The 19,099-nt window shown below is 56.7% G+C and carries 17 protein-coding genes and 2 pseudogenes; 9 read left to right on the forward strand and 10 right to left on the reverse strand.

Features of this window, described 5'->3' with window-relative positions; all coding sequences use genetic code 11:
* Window positions 1-69: 69 nt before the first annotated feature.
* On the reverse strand, window positions 70-873 hold the full coding sequence (locus tag KU43P_RS03485) for a type 1 glutamine amidotransferase domain-containing protein (protein WP_317661088.1): 804 nt from the start codon (window positions 871-873) through the stop codon (window positions 70-72).
* Between the two features lie 195 nt (window positions 874-1,068).
* On the opposite strand from KU43P_RS03485, the gene KU43P_RS03490 reads away from it, so the two are divergent.
* The 5 genes and pseudogenes from KU43P_RS03490 to KU43P_RS03510 all read left to right on the forward strand — a co-directional run bounded on the left by KU43P_RS03490 (window position 1,069) and on the right by KU43P_RS03510 (window position 7,833).
* The gene (locus KU43P_RS03490; protein ID WP_317661089.1) at window positions 1,069-2,145 is read left to right on the forward strand and encodes a saccharopine dehydrogenase family protein; all 1,077 of its coding nucleotides are present in this window, start codon (window positions 1,069-1,071) and stop codon (window positions 2,143-2,145) included.
* 73 nt (window positions 2,146-2,218) lie between these two features.
* Window positions 2,219-3,475, forward strand: a complete 1,257-nt coding sequence (locus KU43P_RS03495) for an NADH:flavin oxidoreductase/NADH oxidase family protein (protein ID WP_213601760.1) — start codon at window positions 2,219-2,221, stop codon at window positions 3,473-3,475.
* Complete coding sequence (locus tag KU43P_RS03500; protein WP_317661090.1) at window positions 3,472-4,908, forward strand: coniferyl aldehyde dehydrogenase; 1,437 nt, start codon at window positions 3,472-3,474, stop codon at window positions 4,906-4,908. The genes KU43P_RS03495 and KU43P_RS03500 overlap by 4 nt, the downstream gene beginning before the upstream one ends.
* 1,236 nt (window positions 4,909-6,144) lie before the next feature.
* Window positions 6,145-6,618 (forward strand): annotated as a pseudogene (locus KU43P_RS03505) (tyrosine-type recombinase/integrase); the annotation flags it as partial.
* A 64-nt stretch (window positions 6,619-6,682) separates the two neighbouring features.
* Window positions 6,683-7,833 (forward strand): IS3 family transposase gene (locus KU43P_RS03510; RefSeq protein WP_317661091.1). Its coding sequence is split into 2 segments (ribosomal slippage): window positions 6,683-6,917 and window positions 6,917-7,833, totalling 1,152 coding nucleotides; the frame shifts between segments, so codons are not numbered across the junction.
* Between the two features lie 430 nt (window positions 7,834-8,263).
* Here the strand turns inward: KU43P_RS03510 and KU43P_RS03515 are convergent.
* Window positions 8,264-9,241: a hypothetical protein gene (locus KU43P_RS03515; RefSeq protein ID WP_317661092.1), complete on the reverse strand. Its 978-nt coding sequence runs from the start codon at window positions 9,239-9,241 to the stop codon at window positions 8,264-8,266.
* 10 nt (window positions 9,242-9,251) lie between these two features.
* Window positions 9,252-9,740: an Hcp family type VI secretion system effector gene (locus KU43P_RS03520; RefSeq protein WP_317661093.1), complete on the reverse strand. Its 489-nt coding sequence runs from the start codon at window positions 9,738-9,740 to the stop codon at window positions 9,252-9,254.
* Between the two features lie 355 nt (window positions 9,741-10,095).
* Here KU43P_RS03520 and KU43P_RS03525 point away from each other — a divergent pair.
* Window positions 10,096-10,330: pseudogene (locus tag KU43P_RS03525) on the forward strand (IS5/IS1182 family transposase); the annotation flags it as partial.
* 194 nt (window positions 10,331-10,524) lie between these two features.
* Here KU43P_RS03525 and KU43P_RS03530 read toward each other — a convergent pair.
* Window positions 10,525-11,268, reverse strand: a complete 744-nt coding sequence (locus KU43P_RS03530) for a hypothetical protein (RefSeq protein ID WP_317661094.1) — start codon at window positions 11,266-11,268, stop codon at window positions 10,525-10,527.
* Window positions 11,269-11,301: 33 nt separating this feature from the next.
* On the opposite strand from KU43P_RS03530, the gene KU43P_RS03535 reads away from it, so the two are divergent.
* Together KU43P_RS03535 and KU43P_RS03540 are read left to right on the forward strand one after the other, a co-directional pair.
* Window positions 11,302-11,661: a transposase gene (locus KU43P_RS03535; protein ID WP_317658071.1), complete on the forward strand. Its 360-nt coding sequence runs from the start codon at window positions 11,302-11,304 to the stop codon at window positions 11,659-11,661.
* 8 nt (window positions 11,662-11,669) lie between these two features.
* Window positions 11,670-12,503, forward strand: coding sequence for an IS3 family transposase (locus KU43P_RS03540; RefSeq protein WP_317663719.1), 834 nt, complete (start codon window positions 11,670-11,672; stop codon window positions 12,501-12,503).
* A 34-nt stretch (window positions 12,504-12,537) separates the two neighbouring features.
* On the opposite strand, the gene KU43P_RS03545 is transcribed toward KU43P_RS03540, so the two are convergent.
* From KU43P_RS03545 to KU43P_RS03555, 3 genes are read right to left on the reverse strand one after another with little or no spacing between them, the layout of a single operon-like run.
* Complete coding sequence (locus tag KU43P_RS03545; RefSeq protein ID WP_317661095.1) at window positions 12,538-13,140, reverse strand: M48 family metalloprotease; 603 nt, start codon at window positions 13,138-13,140, stop codon at window positions 12,538-12,540.
* Window positions 13,131-13,496 carry a hypothetical protein gene (locus tag KU43P_RS03550; protein ID WP_317663929.1) on the reverse strand — a complete coding sequence of 122 codons (366 nt, stop codon included), beginning with the start codon at window positions 13,494-13,496 and terminating at the stop codon, window positions 13,131-13,133. Before KU43P_RS03550 ends, KU43P_RS03545 begins: the two co-directional genes overlap by 10 nt.
* Window positions 13,396-14,928, reverse strand: a complete 1,533-nt coding sequence (locus KU43P_RS03555) for a CHASE2 domain-containing protein (RefSeq protein WP_317661096.1) — start codon at window positions 14,926-14,928, stop codon at window positions 13,396-13,398. Before KU43P_RS03555 ends, KU43P_RS03550 begins: the two co-directional genes overlap by 101 nt.
* A 583-nt stretch (window positions 14,929-15,511) precedes the next feature.
* Here KU43P_RS03555 and KU43P_RS03560 point away from each other — a divergent pair.
* Window positions 15,512-15,739: a hypothetical protein gene (locus KU43P_RS03560; protein WP_317661097.1), complete on the forward strand. Its 228-nt coding sequence runs from the start codon at window positions 15,512-15,514 to the stop codon at window positions 15,737-15,739.
* A gap of 121 nt (window positions 15,740-15,860) precedes the next feature.
* Here KU43P_RS03560 and KU43P_RS03565 read toward each other — a convergent pair whose 3' ends face one another.
* The 3 genes from KU43P_RS03565 to glyA all read right to left on the reverse strand — a co-directional run bounded on the left by KU43P_RS03565 (window position 15,861) and on the right by glyA (window position 18,919).
* Window positions 15,861-16,454, reverse strand: a complete 594-nt coding sequence (locus tag KU43P_RS03565) for a hypothetical protein (RefSeq protein WP_317661098.1) — start codon at window positions 16,452-16,454, stop codon at window positions 15,861-15,863.
* A 147-nt stretch (window positions 16,455-16,601) separates the two neighbouring features.
* A complete protein-coding gene (locus KU43P_RS03570) occupies window positions 16,602-17,555 on the reverse strand; it encodes a bile acid:sodium symporter (RefSeq protein ID WP_317661099.1) in 954 nt (317 codons plus the stop codon).
* Window positions 17,556-17,665: 110 nt separating this feature from the next.
* Window positions 17,666-18,919, reverse strand: a complete 1,254-nt coding sequence (gene glyA / locus KU43P_RS03575) for a serine hydroxymethyltransferase (protein ID WP_028625282.1) — start codon at window positions 18,917-18,919, stop codon at window positions 17,666-17,668.
* Between the last annotated feature and the right edge of the window lie 180 nt (window positions 18,920-19,099).

Genomic DNA, 19,099 nt, shown 5'->3' on the forward strand with positions numbered 1-19,099 from the left:
AATCCTGTTAATACGGCGCTTGCGAGTTTCAATCGGTCTTTCTCCGCGAGGTGGGAACTACTTTAGGGTTCAGCGAGTTACGTTTTCGCCAGAGAGCAACGCCATCACGGCTTCAGCTACGGCTTTGGGCGATTGAGGGTTTTGGCCGGTGACAAGCCTTCCATCCGTGATGGCAAATGACGTGAATGGCAGCCAGCCCTTGCGGTATCGCGCACCCTGGCTCACCAACTTATCCTCAAGGAAGAAGGGAACCTGGCTTTTCATGCCGGAGAACAGCTCTTCGCGATCAGAGAAGCCGGTGATGTTCTTGCCCTTGATGATCAACTGGCCTTGTTCATCCTTCAGATCCAACAGACCCGCTACGCCATGGCAGACGGCCGAGACGATGCCACCTTGGTTGTAGATGGTTTCGGCGACACGCCGCAGGTCGGGATTATTGGGGAAGTCCCACATCACTCCATGGCCCCCGGTGAAGTAGATGACGCCGAACTGGGACGGATCGATATCGGCGATCGGCAGCGTGCTTTGCAGGCGAGCGCGAAAGGCAGGGGACTGCAAATGCTCTCGGGCGGCCTTGTCCATGTACAGCCAACCTAGGCTGCGCTCATCCAGTGGCACCGCTCCGCCTTTGGGACTGGCAAAAACTGTGCTGTAGCCAGCCGCCTCCACTACATCGGTGAAATGCGTTAGCTCAGTCAGCCACAACCCCGTGGTATCGGTTCGCGATGGATAGCTGGCGTGATTGGTCAGAATCACCAAAATTTGGCGATTCTTGGCAGTCATTGTGGAAGGGGCGGTATCAGCATTTGCAAATGTCATCAAAGCGCTACCTATCAATACCAACGCATAAGAAACAAAGGTCTTGAGCATCATCCGGGTTCCATCAATCAAGCAGGTCAGCGCATGCTCACCTTAAACCTCGCTTTAAGGTCAATCCCCATCACTGCAAATAATTTCCACCGGCAGTTGCTCACTTCCGCTTGACCCTCAACCTGACTTTAACGCTAGCGTCTGACACTGATTGGGCAAGGCAATAACGCACGTCATCAATACCGTCAGGAGCAATGCATGGGTCAGCAAGACAACCTGGATATGTTCAAATGGATGATCTATGGCGCCAATGGCTATACCGGCGAGTTGATCGCTCGTGATGCTGTAAAGCGTGGACTTAAACCTGTGCTGGCGGGACGCAACCGTGACAAGGTCGAAGCCCTGGGTCGGGAGCTGGGCGTTGAAACCCGAGTGTTCGGACTGGACGATGAAGTGCGGTTGCTGGCTCAGATCAAAGGCCATGGCTTGGTTCTGAATTGCGCAGGGCCGTTTTCAGCGACCGCCACCCCTATGATGGAAGCCTGCTTGCGCGCCAATGCGCACTACCTGGACATCACCGGCGAAATTGCCGTATTTGAGCACGCCCAGTCCTTGAGTGAACGGGCGAGCGCGGCGGGTGTGGTCATTTGCCCCGGCGTCGGCTTTGATGTGGTGCCGACTGACTGTGTCGCCGCTGCATTGAAAAACGCACTGCCGGATGCAACGCATCTGGCGCTGGGGTTTGATTCGCGCTCGAGCTTTTCACCCGGTACTGCCAAAACTTCGATTGAAGGCATGGCGCAGGGCGGCAAGGTTCGTCGTGACGGCAAAATCGTCTCAGTACCGCTGGCGTATCGGGTACGGCGTATCGACTTTGGAGCCGGAGAGAAATTGGCCATGACCATTCCTTGGGGCGACGTTTCCACAGCTTGGCATACCACTGGTATTGCCAATATCGAAGTGTTTATTCCAGGCTCTGCGGGGATGATTCGCGGCGCCAGATTCGCCAATTTCATTCGTCCACTGTTGGGTTTGTCCTTCGTGCAGAGCCTGCTGAAGGCGCGCATCGGCAAGACAGTAGTCGGCCCGGATCAGGAAAAGCGTGCCGATCAAGGCACCTATGTATGGGGTGAGGCTAGAAACGCTCGCGGCGAATGCAAAGTCGCACGCGTGCACACCGCAAACGTCTACAGTCTGACGGTCGACGCAGCCTTGGCTGTGGTCGACTACCTGCTACAGATGCGCCCAGCTGGCGGCGCCTACACACCCGCTCGGTTGTTGGGCGCCCATATGGTGACGCGCTTGCCAGGGTCTGGCGCGTTGAACATCGACTGACCTTGAAAAAGGTATTGACCTTAAAGTTTACTTCAAGCTTAAGGTGGCCTCATCTCCAGTTGAGGACTGCTCGATGAATGTGTTCAACACCCTGATGCTTCCCAACGGTTCGACCATCAAGAACCGAATCGCCAAAGCCGCCATGGAAGAGAACATGGCGGATGCTGACCAGGCACCCTCCGAAGAACTCATGCGTCTCTATCAAGCATGGGCCGACGGTGGTGCAGGCCTGATTATCACCGGCAACGTGATGGTCGACGGCCGCGCCATGACCGGGCCGGGTGGCGTGGTGTTGCAGGACGATCAGCAACTGGACAAGTTCAAGCGCTGGGCGCGTATTGGGCGATCTAGCGGTGCGCAGTTCTGGTTGCAGATCAATCACCCAGGTCGGCAGATGCAGTCCAATCTTGGGCAAAAAACCTGGGCACCGTCAGCCGTGCCGCTGGAACTGGGTAAAATGTCCAAGCGTTTTGCCACGCCTCACGCGATGACCGCTGGCGTGATCGAAGAAGTCATTCAGCGCTTTGCGAACACCGCACGTCTGGGCGAACAAGCCGGATTCACCGGCGTGGAAATCCACGCTGCCCATGGCTATTTGTTGAGCCAGTTCCTTTCGCCGTTGACCAACCAAAGGACGGACGAGTGGGGTGGCTCTCTAGAAAACCGGGCACGCCTGTTGCTCGAAATCGTCAAGGCCGTCAGGGCTGTTGTTTCTGCGGATTTTGCAGTGGCGGTCAAACTCAACTCCGCCGATTTCCAGCGCGGAGGATTCACCGCCGATGATGCGAAAAAGGTAGTTGAGTTGCTCAACGACCTGGGCGTGGACATGGTGGAGTTGTCGGGAGGCAGCTACGAAGTACCCGCCATGCAGGGTGACGCGCGCGATGGTCGCACCCTCGCTCGCGAAGCTTATTTCCTTGAGTTCGCCCGTGATCTCCAAACCGTCGCCCAAATGCCGGTGATGGTCACCGGCGGTATACGTCGCCGGCCGGTGGCCGAAAGCGTCGTGCAGAGTGGTGTGGACATGGTGGGCATCGGAACGGCGTTAGCCATCGATCCGCACTTGCCTCGTGATTGGTTGCAGGGCAAAGAGAATGCCCCTCAATTGCCGCCGATCACCTGGAAAAACAAAGCCATCGCATCCTTGGCGAACATGGCAGTAGTGAAGTTTCAATTGCGCAAACTCAGCCGGGCTAAAAAGCCCGATCCGAGCGTTTCACCGTTGCGCGCGCTGATCCTGCAACAGCTCTTCATGGCCTTTCGCACTCGCCAGTACCGGAAATGGATTGAAACGTCTGCGCATTACAACGGCCTGGGAGACGCAAGATGACCGTCGCTGTAGAAGACTCCCCAGTTATCGACATCGCCAATACGCTCGATCAACAAAGAAGGGCATTTCTTAACGACGGGCCACCCAGCCTCAAACGACGCAGGGCCAACCTGATCAAATTGCGCGCGGTGGTGCTCGCTCACAGGCGTGAAGTAGAGGATGCGATCAGTACTGATTTCGGCAATCGCTCCAGGCATGAAACCGACATCATGGAACTGCTTGGCGTGGTTCAGTCCATTGACTACTTGTTACGACACCTGCGCCGTTTCATAAAGCCCGAACGTCGTCATGTCGCGGCGTTTCATCGCGCCGGCCGCGCCTATGTGGAGTACCAGCCTAAAGGTGTGATTGGAGTCATGGCGCCTTGGAACTACCCGTTCTCCCTAACCTTCATCCCATTGGCAACTGCGCTCGCGGCTGGCAACCGGGTGATGATCAAACCCTCCGAGCTTACGCCACGCACCAGCGAATTGATTCAGCGCATGCTGGCGAGTTGCTTTTCTCCCGATGAGGTAGCAGTGGTACTCGGCGGCCCTGAGACAGGCGCCTATTTCAGCAGCCTTCCGTTCGATCACCTGCTGTTCACCGGCAGCACTCAGGTAGGTCGAATGGTAATGCGCGCCGCCAGTGACAATCTGGTACCGCTGACCCTTGAACTGGGCGGCAAGAGCCCCGTGGTCTTGGCGCCAGGCCATACAGGGCATAGCGCATTGGAAAGCATCGTCTTCGGCAAATTATCCAATGCTGGTCAGACCTGCGTTGCACCGGACTACGCCCTGGTTCATGAAGACGACCTGGGCGAGTTCATCACCCAATACCGCGACGCTGTTGCCCGTACTTATCCGCAAGGCCCAGCCAGTCCCGATTACACCTCGATCATCAGCGACAGGCATTACATGCGGTTGCATACGCTCATCGAAGACGCACGCGCAAAGGGAGCAGACGTGATCGAGGTAGGAGTGACCCCAGAGCGTGCGACAGAGCGACCGCGGACATTGGCTCCGGTGTTGATCGTGGGAGCCGAAGACGATGCATTGGTCATGCAGGAAGAAATCTTCGGCCCACTGCTACCGGTTCGCACCTACCGCTCTCTCGACGAAGTAATCGACTACATCAACGCCAGGCCGCGTCCACTAGCGCTTTACTATTTCGGCAATATGGATGCCGACAGCGAGGCTGTGCTCAAGCGCACCACATCCGGGAATGTCGGCATCAACAACACTCTGCTGCACGTTGCTGTGGATGATCTACCATTCGGCGGCGTAGGGCCGAGCGGTATGGGGGCCTACCACGGTATCGAGGGGTTTCGCTCCATGAGCCATGCCAAGGGAGTATTCGTCCAGGGTCGCTGGAGCCTACCTAGCCTGCTCAGAGCACCTTTCGGCAAACTGGCTAAATTCACCATAGCAATCACGCTTCGGGCGCGGCCATAACTCCGAGTCGAGCGGTAGAGGAAGTACACCAGCGCCAAGCTGTTTCAGTCCGTTGGCAGGCAAGCTCCGCGACGAGGCATCTGGGGCATCGTGGGCAACAACACGCCAGTGTGCTTCATTCGTGATCAGATAAAGCGCACTTTTGGCTGATTTTTGCCTGTCACGAAGGGCCGCTTCTGGCCGATTGCTGCCCTGCACGAAGGGCCGCTATGGGTTGATAGCGGTCTACCATGGTTACACCGGATCTGTTGTTACACTGCTAGGGCAAAGCGAAGACTTGAACGTGTAACGCTATTTTTGCCTTTAAGAACAATGGTTTGCGCTTCTTCGTTACACCCATTACACCTGTTACACCACTTTGGATTCGTAGTCATCTAGCGACCCCATGCCCCCTATCTGGTCGTGCCTTCAGCGGCTGAGGCATTCCCCACCTCCCGGATCCTAGGAGCCGCCGGGGACCCTGAGAGATGTGGCCAGATACGGGGCAGGAAACCCGCGGCTCTTTGTTAGCGGACGGTTCACCAGCTTAGTGAACTAGTAAACTGAGTGAACCGGTTCGGTGCAGGCTGCCCTGATGTCCTGCTTGTAAGCATTATCACGGGGAGTGTCTACACTTCGTCGCTAGGTCCTGATGGCCATCATTAAGCCATTAGGCCATAGCGGCCAACGTCACGACACAGGGAGTAAGAGCTTGCCTTCTTTCATCATCAACAAAAACCAGCAGCAGAACGGGGATTATGAGGTCCACAACACCACGACCGGGTGTAGCTTCATGCCTCAGGTCGCCAACCAGATTGCGTTGGGTATCCACACCGACTGCGCAAGCGCTGTTCGTCAGGCTAAGCAGAACTGGCCCAATGCAAGGATCAATGGGTGCTACTACTGCTGCCGTCCGTGCCACACAAGCTAAATCCTCATGAGATAGCCGAAGGCAGCGCTGATGCGCTGCCTTCGGTACGAGAGCGGTGGTTTTAGTTTTAGGGGTACGTTTAGGGATACGTTTCGAAATTCTCTCGCCATATTTCCCAAGTTCATTGGCTAATAGTGCTGCTGTTTGGTTCCTGTCTCCGCACCAGTTCAGGTAACAGTGAAGGCTTCCCAAATCTCTGTAACCCCCGTAAAACCCGCCTTCTGGCGGGTTTTTTCGTTATGGCGTTACGTCGGATTCCGACAGCTGCCAGCCGATTTAGGGGTAACGTTTGGGATAAAGTCGATTCGATAAAGGGGTTTACCCTTATGGCTCGTACTACTGCTCCCCTGACCGACACCGCCTGCCGCTCGGCCAAGCCTACTGACCGCCCATACAAGCTTTTTGACGGTGACGGTCTTTACTTCCTCGTTTACCCCAATGGCCGCAAAGGCTGGCGCTTCCGGTATGTGAAACCGGATGGGCGCGAGGGGCTGACCTCGTTTGGCAACTATCCCGTCATCGGTCTCGCAGATGCTCGGCAGAAGCGTCTGGAGACTAAGCGGATGCTGGCTGAAGGCATTGATCCGATTGCGTCCAAGCAGCAGGCCAAGGCCGAGGCGGTTGTCAGAGGGCACACGTTCGAGCGCGTTGCCTTGGACTGGCATAAGGAAATGTCCGTGAAGTGGGCGCCTGGCCATTCGCGGACTGTGCTCAGTCGTTTGAAGCCTCACGTATTCCCGCTGCTCGGCGCACGCGCCATTGTTGATCTGGATACCTTCGACCTCATGCAGCCGCTTGAGGTGAATCGCCCCTGGTTTCGTAGACACCTCCAAGCCTCATAATGATGCCCAAATAGGAGGTGCCATGAGTCGTCAGCGTTACCCCGAAGAATTCAAGATCGAAGCGGTCAAGCAAGTGACCGAGAAAGGCAAGCCTGTCGCCGATGTTGCCCAGCGTCTGGGGATGTCCGTTCACAGCCTTTACGCCTGGATCAAGCTCTACAGCAAACCCCAAGAGCAGCGTCGGCAAGACGATGAGCAGCAAGCCGAACTGCGCAAGCTTCGCGCAGAACTCAAGCGCGTGACTGAAGAGCGAGACATCTTAAAAAAGGCCGCCGCGTACTTTGCCAAGGAGTGCAACTGAAGTACGCCTTCATCAAGAAGCACTCGACGGATCACCCGGTGCGGCGCCTTTGCCAAACCCTCAAGGTGCATCCCAGCGGCTACTACGCCTGGCTGACCGAGCCTCAATCTGCTCGAGCTAAAGAAGATCATAGTCTGCTTGGTTTGATCAAACATGCTTGGCTCGAAAGCGGAGGTGTGTACGGCTATCGCAAAATTCACGATGACCTGCGTGAGCTGGGAGAAACCTGCGGGCGAAATCGGGTGGGGCGCTTGATGCAGGCAGAGGGGCTGCGTTCGCAAACTGGCTATCGGCGGCGTCCAGGGTTTTACGGTGGAAAGCCAACAGTGGCCTCGCCCAACCACCTCGCGCGGCAGTTCAAGGTCAGTGAGCCGAATAAGGTCTGGGTGACCGATATCACCTACATCCGTACCTATGAAGGTTGGCTGTACCTGGCGGTTGTGCTGGATCTCCTCTCACGCCAAGTCATTGGTTGGTCAATGAAGCCCAGGATGTGCAGCGACCTGGCCATCGACGCCATGCTGATGGCCGTGTGGCGACGCAAGCCACAGCAGCAAGTGATGATTCACTCAGACCAAGGCAGCCAGTTCAGTAGCTCAGATTGGCAAAGTTTCCTGAAGGCCAACAACGTGATTAGCAGCATGAGTCGCCGAGGAAACTGCCATGACAACGCCGTGGCCGAGAGCTTTTTCCAGCTTTTGAAGCGGGAGCGAATCCGACGAAAGATCTACGCAACGCGTGACGAAGCCCGAAGTGACATTTTCGATTACATCGAGATGTTTTATAACCCTAAACGCCGACACAGCAGTGCTATGCAGCTGTCGCCAGTAGAGTATGAGAAACGCTATTTTCTGAGCTTGGAGAGTGTCTAGGAAACCAGGGGCGATTCATGCCTGAAGTTGAGTGCTGGTCAAAGAATTTTTCAGTGTTCAGTAAAATATAGGCATGCCCTAAATAATAGAAGTGCAAGGAAGAGTGCTAGGCATACAATTACGAGTCTGCCAAGTAATTTCTTTGTATGGTTGGGTAGTTGGTCTATTTCACTAATGTCCACAAGCCCTTTGCGTGCATAGGGTTTAGGGCAGGCAATTATTAGGGATATTGTCCCGAATCGAAAAACCTTTCCGATAAAACCAAGGTTGTCGTATATTTTTTTGTTGTCATTGATCAGTTTGCAATGGGTTAGCTGTGCTTCCAGTTTTTCAGTCAGGCGATGAGTTAAATAAAACGTCATCGACATGGATATGAAGATCGCGGTGATGAGTATGATGAATGCTGCACCCAGAACTTCATGAGCTGTGGTCACTTTATCACCCGCTCGTAAAGTAGATCGCCCATGAATTCTCCCCCATTGCTTCCGATCTCCCCGCCTAGCATCCCTCCAAAGGCGCCGCCCGCTACACCACAAACGATGGCGCCAGGTCCACCCGATGCGATTCCCAAAACCACGCCGCAGGCTGCTACGCCAAGTATGTTGCCAGCATAGGCACCGACAATGCCTCCTCCTACGCTGCCTGTCAGTGAGCTAACCTCTACAACTTTGGTTCTTCTGCACTCTTCTTCCCTCCCTTCTGTGCATGCTTTATTGATTGATAAACTTGTGCTCGCTACCTCCAGCGCAATGCCGAGGTATGTGCCATTTTTTATCAGGTTGGCTGCCTTGCTTACCCCCGCAACCTTATCTGCATATCCTGCAATCTCCCCTGTGTGCAGGTAGCTCTTCGTAGAAATCGCCAGTGTCCTTTTGATCGACCCTCTATTGCGCAGACCTGCCCCGAATGCCGCTATTCTGTCCAATTGTTCATCCAGCCTCATGAACAGCGCAGCGCGCCTTGCATAAAACTGGTCACGTGCCTTCAGCGTGCCTGAGCCAAGGTATTCCTTATGCAGCTTTTCAATTTCCAGCAGTGTGTCCTGAATAGCCTTCAGGTGCCTGCTCCAGCCATCACTGACCACGCCTGCGCCTATGGAGGCATGAGCAAGCAAGCTCTTGAGCAGTTCGAAATTCTCCAGGAAGAATTCGTCAGCGCCCTGCCCGCTGCGCATCAAGCCCATGTGCGTGATGGCGGCCTTGGACATCAGGAAGGCCTCGTGGCTGGTGCAGGAGGGGGTGGACCAATCCCCCATGATGACCAATTCGCCGTTTTTGACCACGGTGTTGTAGATATGCGAGTTCAACACATCGAACTTGCTGGCAGCATGCCCGGTCAGGGCGAGGCCGGCCTTGAGCGTGTGATAGTTCTGCATCCTAGGATTGATAAACGCGCGGGCTTCAGACATGGCGATTACCTCACGCGTACTTCTTGTTGCCGATCCGGTCCCAGCCGCCGGTGATATTGCCGCCGCCGGAGCCGTCGATGCGCTTCTGCTGGGTATAGGTGGTCTTGATCCTGCCGTAATCGAGTTGGACCACTTCGATCGGCACACCGTTGGCGGCGCTTTGGGTGTAGTCGGCAATGATCACTTCTTCGAGGGCGATCTCGTAATACTTGAGCTTGTCACCACTCGCGCGGCAGAGCGCGAGTCTGACTTGCTTGAGGTGCTGGCCTGCGCAACTGGCTTCCATCAGTTTGCAACTGGCACTGTCGAGGAACTTGGTGAAAGTGAAGTTGCTTACGGCGGTACGACCTGAAGTCGCACCACCGGCTGAACTTGCAGTGGCAGAAGTACTTTGGCTGACACCGAAGTCATAGCCTGTGACTTCGATCCATTTGGTGTATTTCTCATCCAGGGCTTCGCCGGGGATTTCGTCGATTTTTATATAAGCGTCAAATGCCATGCTTACCGCTCCTTGGCAATCATTGGGTCTGAAGGTTTTATGTGCTGGCGGGTGACTTGGCCCGGTCAGTGAGGGGCAAGGCTAGGCATCGAATTGAGAGAGGGCAATAGCTGGGACTGTATTTCGGAAAAGGACTACAAGTTAGCGGGTTTAAGCCCAGTGGATGTGTCGAAATAAGTCGTTGATATCCAATTTATGTAGGAGAAGTTTAGATTCTTTGTTTAATCATTAAACGGTTTTCGACAGGGAGCCCAGCGTTGCCTGATGCATGCAACGCTCGATAGATCAAACCGACCCTGGTTGGAGCCAGCTCCCACAAAGTCTGTGCCGGACGAGGGAGTACATCCTGCAAAGCAAGGAATGCATCGGCGCGGATGCTGACTCGGGTCTGGTGCATCACGTTCACGGCACCGTCGCGAACGTGGCCGATGTAACGGAAGTTGCACGGCTGCATGGCGCAGAGAGCGTCGCCTGTGCCGGCGCAGGCTACACCGGCGTTGAGAAAAGGCCAGAGCATGAAGGGCGGCCAGCGATCTGGCAGATTGATGCGACGCAGCACCTACAAGCACTTGAGCAAACACAGTGTGCTCACAACTGACCACGCTGTGTGTGTTGTCAAATCTATGGATGGTGCGCCGGTAGTGTGTAAGAACCAGGGCAAAGCCCTGGTTCTGAGCCGAGATTAAGGGCTGAAAATTGGTCTGGCAGCGTCAAAACGCTGCTTATTGCTGTTGGTGAACTTTTACTGGCGTTGATTCTAACTACCTGCGGGGTGATTTAATATTCACCAACTCGCAGCACCCCCCTGTTGTGCCAACTTCTCGAATTTGGAACAGGCGTTGTAGGTGGCCACATCATCGACCACGTTGGACACACAGCGGCCATAAGCTACCAACTCGTACACCTGCAAACCGTGACGCTTGGTCAAGTAATACTCCACAGGTAAAAGCTGTGCCATATAGCCCACCTCCAGGTGCGAATCTTCGATGGCCTTCATCACCTGCTTCCGATCACCGTTACGATCGACTTCCTTGAAAAGCATGTTGAATGTCCAGGCCGTACGCCCGGTGCTGAGCAAGCTGGTGCGCATATAGGATTTTGCACGTTCCGCGTCGCCGGCTATTGCGTAGGCCATCGCCAGTTTGTTGGTAACGGCGACGTTGCCTTGCAGTGTCGTGGGCACGGGCTGCGCTTCAATTTTTGCCAGGGTGGCCTTGAGTTGTTCTCGATTGCTCGAAACCAAATCATTCAAGCGGAACATGTAGCCAGTCGACGTGAATACGGGAAGCGGCCCGCCTTGGCGGCGTCGACGCTGCTCGGGTGGGAGGCTGACGGCAAGTTTCGCGATCGGCTCCAGCCGCCCTTCGGACGATTGATAGATGCTCTCGTTCGTACCGCTCAGCACCTTGCCGCAGCCCTTCAGGCTGAATTGATAGTTGCCGTTCTTTCCGGTAACGCATTGGGGCGTTTGCGGGGCTTGTGCCAGTTGTACACCTTTGCCGTACTGCCCAAGGCGGCGTACAGCCATTTTCAGCCCATCGAGCGAGTATGAACTGGCCTAATGATTTTGGACACCTTCTTAGGGCGCTATGATGGCGCCCAATTGGAGGCAAAATCAGTGCGAAAGTCATACTCGAAAGAACAGAAAGTCCGGGCTGCCGAGATGGTGCTGGACGGTGGCCAGTCAGTCCCCGAAGTCTGCGAAATGCTTGAGATTGGGCCTACAGCCCTGCGGCGTTGGGTCGAACAGGTGCGCAAGGAGCGGGAGGGCCAGGTGCCAGCTGGAGCCAAGGCCATTACCCCGGATCAACATCGAATCCAAGAGCTTGAGGCACTGGTTCGGCAGAAAGATCGAGATATCGAAATCCTAAAAAAGGCCAGTGCTCTCCTGCTTCGGGACTCCAAAGATCGTTCTCGCTGATCAACGAACTGAGTGAGCAATATGGTGTTGTCGAATGCTGTCGCGTGCTTGGGGTCAAGCGCAGCAGTTTCTATGCGTGGCGCCAGCGCCAAGCCCGAAAAAATCCTGAACGGGATCAGTTACGCTCGGCTGTGGAAGGCCACTTCAAAGCCTCTCGCGATTCGGCCGGGTCGCGGACGCTAACCCAGGAGTTACGACGCGACGGCCATAAGATTGGGCGTTACAAAGTACGTGCGCTGATGCGTGAAGCTAACCTTAAGTGCAGGCAGCGTAGGCCGCACCGGTACCGCTCATCAGGCGTGGAAGCATTGATTGCTGAGAATCAGCTGAAGCGAAATTTCAAAGTTTCGACGATCAACGAGGTTTGGTGTGGAGACGTGACGTACATCCAGGTTGGCAAGCGCTGGCTGTACTTGGCCGCTGTGATCGACCTTTATGCGCGCCGTGTAGTCGGCTGGGCATTTTCGATGATTGCGGACGCCAGGCTGGCCTGTAACGCACTGCACATGGCGGCCGAGTCCCGTGGCAAACCGACAGGCGTGATGTTTCATTCCGACCAGGGATGTCAGTACACCAGCCACAAATTCAGGGCTGCACTTGAAGAGTACAGCCTGAACCAGAGCATGAGTCATCGCGGACAGTGCTGGGACAACGCCGCCATGGAGCGTTTCTTCGGGGCCCTGAAATCAGAGTGGATCCCTGCTAAGGGCTATGAAACCGAAGAGCAAGCTCGGGCGGACATCCAGGCTTACTTGGTGCGCTACAACCTGAAGCGCCTCCACAGCTACAACGGTTACGAAACCCCGGTAGCCATGGAGAAAAAGCTGAAGGCAGCGGCATAAAACCTAAACCGGTGTCCAAAATTAGTTGACCAGTTCAGTATCCGGCCTTCAACAACAACTGTGCCGAGAAACGGTCAGCGGCTATTTCCTGCTCTTTGCTCCAGCGCTTGTAGATGAGGCCTTTGGTCATATCATCCACCGTCTCGCCGAACAGCAGCGTGTAGCCGCCAGCCCCGGTGGCCCAACCCGCCAGCTTGACCATGTCCAAGGCGGCCTGCTGCTGGCTTCCCTTGGTGGTATCGCCCTGGTAAACGTGCCCGAGTTCGTGTGCGATGACTGCAGCCACTTCGTCTTCGGAGCTTGCCTGGGCGATGAGGCCGGCCGACAACACAATGGTTGTCGTCGAAAGAGAGTAGGCCTCGTAGCCGCTGAAAGAGTCCACAACCACTACACAATCACAGGGCTTGCCCCAGGCATCTTCCAGTCGTTGGCGGACGCGTTGCACGAACGCGATCAAGTTCGCGTCCAGGATGGGTGTGCGGTCCATTTGCCGCAATTGTCGGATGTCGTTGATGTTGACCTTCCGATCGGCACCTTCCAGTGGTTTTAACGCGCTGTACTTCGGGTCAACAGCACAACCGGTGAGCACTACAAGTGCGAACGCGAGCAAATAGCCGCCCAGCTTGGTTATTTGCATCCGTCACCCGCTCCTTTGACGCTTGCCGATTTCGCATCGCCGGCCAGGGTCACGGGTATGGTGCTGCAGGAGTCGACCACAAGCTTTTCATTGACCAATTCCACGTCCGCACGCGAAACCCTCCACGCCCCCGTGCCTTGGCGAAACTCCAGGCGATTGCCATCCACGGTCTTGGCCGGTATTGGGTAAGACAAATTCCCCAACTCCGATATCAACCGATATTCACCTCCCTTGGCCGACTCGGCCTCAACCAGTTCAGGGTTGAGAATTCTCTGGATCCGCAGTGTATCGGCCGAGACCGGAACGATGCTCAGGCTGGCAAGAAGCAGGAGATAGATCGGGTTGCGCTTTTTCACGTGGCGCATCCTTGTTGTAATTCGACTCGGTCGCTGCGATTGCTTCCCTCAGCAGCGGGAGGAAGGCTGCCAGCGCCATCCATCCTTCAGGTGCGGCATGGAGCTCGTAGCACAGATAGAAAGTTAACGAGACCAGCAGTGCGGTGATCAGAGATAACCACAGTGCACTCATTGCATTTGATAGAAACGAACTGCTCTTGGCGCCAACACACTTGTGATGCTGGAACTTGTAATCAAGAGTGCCGGAGCGCCACATCCAGAACAGAATCGCCACCAACAAACAGAAGAAGATCAGCAACTGAGTGCTGCTTTGCCGGACGTAGCTCTGGCCCATTTCACATAAGTTCGCCAATGCATTGGCATGCAGGTATACGCCAGCCACCTGCCCATAAAGCGGGGAGGCGACATAGTCGTTCAGGCTAGGCATTACGTTCCCCACCAGCACCACGAACGGTTCACCGGGCTTGAGATGCGGCGGCCTGAGGCTGACCGGGTGCTCTCCATACAACTGTGACAAGCGCACCTGATGGACGGGCATACATTCGGCAGGCGGGTTTTGCACCGTTGTTCCGAGGCCAATGAAACGAAAGAAAATTGCGACGGCATCCTGCTTGATGCTGATTGGCCCAGCCCGGCAGTCGTCCCTGGCCGTGATACTCCACTGAATGGACATATCAGGCTGGTCGCTCGCGTCGACCCAGCGGCAATCATCACCGCGCGCTTTGCACAGGTCTTGGTAGAGTGCATTGGCTGCCGTGGCTACAGGTTTGGCCTCTGCAGTTGATCCCAGAGGCGCCTGAAGTGGGTAAAGGTCACCACTGCCTTCCCAAGCTGAGACGACCAACGAGGCAGGTTGCAACTGTTCCTGGGACAGTGGAGAGATTGGAACAAACTTTCCCCCGCCGGCCAGATGAATTCTCGCCGCAGAAGTATCCGCGTCCAGTCGTTTCAAAATTCGACCGAGCTGCCCCAGATCTCCGCTGGTCGCACGTGGGCGCTCGAAGAAGATGTCGTAGAAAATGGCTGCAGGGGCAGCCTCGCCGCCTTTAGGCAGAGCAAGATCACGCAAGATTCGCCCATGATCTGCGTATGTCAAAGGCCAGTCGTTGGCCTCCATCCAGCCGTTTCCACCATTGTTCAACCCTGCGATGCTTGGGTAATCAATGGCGACGACTGTTACGGGGGCAGGCGCGACGGGGTAAGCAAACGCCCGGAATCGACCGAGTTGATCCGACAAAGCCTTGTCGGCAGCAGAGGACAGGCCGAAAGGGTCACTTAACATGGCCCACGAGGCAAGACCTAGATACAGCCCTATACGAACCAGGGGAAATCGACGCAACTGCTCAATTTTCTGATCCGCCACGTTGAAGTAGCGCTTTGCACACGTGCGCAAAGATGACCGCCAAGACATCAACGTACAAAAAACGCTCACTCCATCGCTCCATGATGTCATTTGGCCACTTGCGGCAAAGAATATCCAAATGTTTCGCACCTTGTAAATTCAAATAGGTAATCACGGCTCGATGGATCAGATTCGTGGGGCGAATCCGATATATCGCCCTTTTCATTCATGGAATAAGAGACGTTTCCTACAGCTTTAAACCTTGCCCTGCCTGAGTCGCGGGGATAAATTTCCTAAGTCGCGGCAAATTCCGCGACCGGGCGTAGGAACCCGTTGGTAAACTTGGCGCACGCATTAGGCGCCCCTGCACCACAGCTGGCGCTTTTTTTGTGCCTGCCGTGTTGTGTCATGGCGGCTGTGTGTGGGCAGGCTTCGGCCTGGCCGGGTTTCCAAGTTTCCCGGTATTCCTACCCCATGCACAGCTGCCACCCAATCCCGTAGGAAGGATCGTGGCAGCTCCAACTAAAACTTGGAGTCTCATGCATGCCCATCTCAAATCTATCCAGGATCCTCGCATTCGTTCTCCGCCGCCGCACCCCTCCGGCGCCTCCTAAACCCCACCGTTTCTACCCCATCTGCACCCCGTCGCACCCAAGCCCAAGGCAGGTGCCCCATGACTGACCTCGAACGCCTATCCACAATCCAGAGCTATGCCTGGACACTCGAACTGCTCGGCGAAGCCTTGGTGCAGCACGACGAGATGCTCGAGTGCGAACACAACCCGCATCTGAGTTTTCGCAACACCGCTGGCATTCACCAGGCGATCCGGATCATCAGCCGGTTGGCCAGTGAGCAGTGCGGGAAAATAAGTTTGTTGGAGGAGGCGTCGAGCGAGGGCTGAACAGGCCGGCTTTCAGGCGGCCGAACTGCAATTTGAGGAGCCTGCGGCAGCGCAATTGTGTCCAGTGAAGCGCTGCTTCAAAAAGGGAGCAAGGCGTTGCCACAGGGCAGGTGTTGCAGGATTACCCGCGGGCCCAGTCCACACCGCGCTCTTGGATGTTCAGGCGCAAGCTGGTGGCTGGTCTGGAGCGGTGGGTGATGAGATAGGCCCCTTCACCCTCGGCAATCAGTTCCGTGGCCAGAGTTTTAGCGCTTGCCGAGCATTCGAGGCAGATCACGGAAAAATCGATCTCCATGTCGGCAAGTGTCACGGGTTGATTGTTGTGGCTATAGCGAATCTGCCATGGGGTTGGGTCTACGTCTTCGATAGGGCTGACCGTGGCAACGCCATATTTGCTTTTGAATACGCCTTGGCCAGCGTGAGCCCCGCCCCTGATGTAGAGGCGGTAGCCTTCGTCGGTGTGGCGGAAGTAGAACAGGGTGGGCATTACATCGCCCGTCAGGTGGAAGTCGACATGGGCTGCTTCGCGGGCATCGTTCCAGGCCTCGTCCGGGGTAGTCAGTACGCCCAGTGCCTGGGTGACGTCTATGGTCTCCAGGCTAGGGTCGGGATGGCGAACGTTGATGGCGCCTTCGGTGGCTTCGCCGAGGATGGTCAGGGGGTAGCCGTTGACCAGCAGGGTGGCGGTGAAGGACAGGGATTGATTGTCAGGCATGGGTGTCTCCGGTTGCAGCTTTGAAGGAACAGCAGGCTATGCCGGCTTGAATGGGAGACGCATTTGGACCTTCTTCCGATGAGCCTGTGTACGAAAAAGCCCGGTACCGAGGCCGGGCTTTCTTCTTAGCGGGTAAGTAGCCCATAGTCATCTGACCCAGGCGGGAACTACCCGCACGTACACCAGCTCACTGACCAACTCCACCAGCGTTTGGGTAATCACTGCCGCTGCAGCCAGGCCGCGCAGGTCTTCCGGCAGGGCCAAGGCCAGTGGCAACACCACCAGCGAGTTGCGGGTGGAAGCGCTGAAGGTGACTGACCGCGCTTCGGCCACAGGCAAGCGGAACAACCGTGCGCTGATGAAGCCAATCACCGGTGCCATCAGCATGAAGCCCACATACACCGGAATCACCGGCAGCAACCGGTCGAAATCACGCCATACCACGGCGATCTGCGAGCCGATCACTACCACCAGCACCAGGGCCATCGCGGGTACCGGCATCCACGCCCAGGCGTCGTTCCACACGGCCACCGCTCGCGATCGGCGAGCGCCGGCGCTGGTGAGCACGGCGAGGACCATCGGCAATACGATCAGCAACACGAAGGCTTCCACGAACGGTGCGACGGCGATGGTCACCTCGCTGCTGCCGCCGAGCATCAATGTCAGGTACACCGGCAGCAGTACCAACTGCACCAACAGCAGCACGGGCGTTGCAGCAAGCGTGAGGCGTGAGTCGCCGTTGCCGATGTGGGTGAACACCACCACGTAGTCGATGCACGGCGTCAGCAGCACCAGCAGGGCGCCGATGAGGATCGCCGGGTGCGCGACCAGGCCGCGGGTAATGGCCCATACCATCAGCGGCACGAGGATAAAGTTGGCAAGCAGCAGGGCGGCCATGAAACGGCGGTTGCCCAGGCCCTGGCGCAGGTCGAGGAATGGGATCTGCAGAAACATCGCATACATCAGCAGTGCGATGGAAGGGGTGGCCAGGGCGTCGAGGTGCTGTGCTGCGCCGGGGGCCAGCAGGCCGAAGGCGATGGCGACGATCACTGCGGCGAAGTAGATCGGAATCTGCCGGGTTTCGAGTTGCGCTCTGGTCAAGGCGGGGCCTGTGCGTGGCGGGCTGAAGCGGCACAGGGTAATACGTCGAGACACATTGAACAAAAAAGCCCGGCACGAGGCCGGGCTTTTTCACATCAGGCGATTGCCGATCAGTTGCCGTAAACCGGCAGCTTCTTGCAGATGGCCTTGACCTTTTCACGCACGGCGTCGATCACCGCTTCGTTGTTCAGGTCGGCGAGGATGTCGCAGATCCAGCCCGCCAGTTCCTTGCACTCGGCTTCCTTGAAACCACGGGTGGTGACGGCTGGAGTGCCGAAACGCAGGCCCGAGGTGACGAACGGCGAACGTGGGTCGTTCGGTACCGAGTTCTTGTTGACGGTGATGAAAGCTTTGCCCAGAGCGGCGTCAGCGTCCTTACCGGAGATTTCCTGCTTGATCAGCGACAGCAGGAACAGGTGGTTCTGAGTACCACCGGAAACCACATCGAAGCCGCGTTCGATGAACACGCTGGCCATGGCCTGGGCGTTCTTCACCACTTGCTGCTGGTAAGCCTTGAACTCAGGCTGCAGGGCCTCTTTGAAGCAGATGGCCTTGGCGGCGATCACGTGCTCCAGCGGGCCACCCTGGGCGCCTGGGAAGACGGCGGAGTTCAGCTTCTTCTCGATGTCGGCGTTGGCACGGGCCAGGATCAGGCCGCCACGCGGGCCGCGCAGGGTCTTGTGGGTGGTGGTGGTGACCACGTCGGCGAACGGCACCGGGTTCGGGTACACGCCAGCGGCAACCAGGCCGGCTACGTGGGCCATGTCGACGAACAGGTAGGCACCCACTTTGTCGGCGATGGCGCGGAAGCGCGGGAAGTCCAGAACCTGCGAGTAGGCCGAGAAGCCAGCAACGATCATCTTCGGCTTGTGCTCGACAGCCAGGCGCTCGACTTCGTCGTAGTCGATCAGGCCGTTGGCGTCGATGCCGTACTGGATGGCGTTGTACAGCTTGCCCGAGGAGCTGACGGAAGCGCCGTGGGTCAGGTGGCCACCGTGGGCCAGGCTCATGCCCAGGATGGTGTCACCGGCCGACAGCAGGGCCAGGTAGACGGCAGCGTTGGCCTGGGAGCCGGCGTGCGGCTGGACGTTGGCGTAGTCGGCGCCGAACAGCTCTTTGGCACGGTCGATGGCCAGTTGCTCGACCACGTCGACGTACTCGCAACCACCGTAGTAACGCTTGCCTGGGTAGCCTTCAGCGTACTTGTTGGTCAGCACCGAACCCTGGGCTTCCATGACGGCGGGGCTGGTGTAGTTTTCCGAAGCGATCAGCTCGATATGCTCTTCCTGGCGCAGAGCTTCTTGCTGCATGGCTTCGAAGAGCTCGGCGTCGTACTTGGCAATGGTCAAATCACGGCTGAACATAACGGTCCTCAAGGATCGGGCGGGATTGGGGGGGCATTCTAACCGATTGATTCGCGCCTGGCATATGAAGTGGCATCAAGTCGCGGACCAATGGGCTTCATGTTGAATCCCGCGCCGTGTCTGGGCTGGCGTGGGGCGGGAGTTGACTTTGAGGTCCGGTTTTGGGGGCTTTGCCCCCAT

Source organism: Pseudomonas sp. KU43P, assembly GCF_033095865.1.
Taxonomy (GTDB): Bacteria; Pseudomonadota; Gammaproteobacteria; order Pseudomonadales; family Pseudomonadaceae; genus Aquipseudomonas.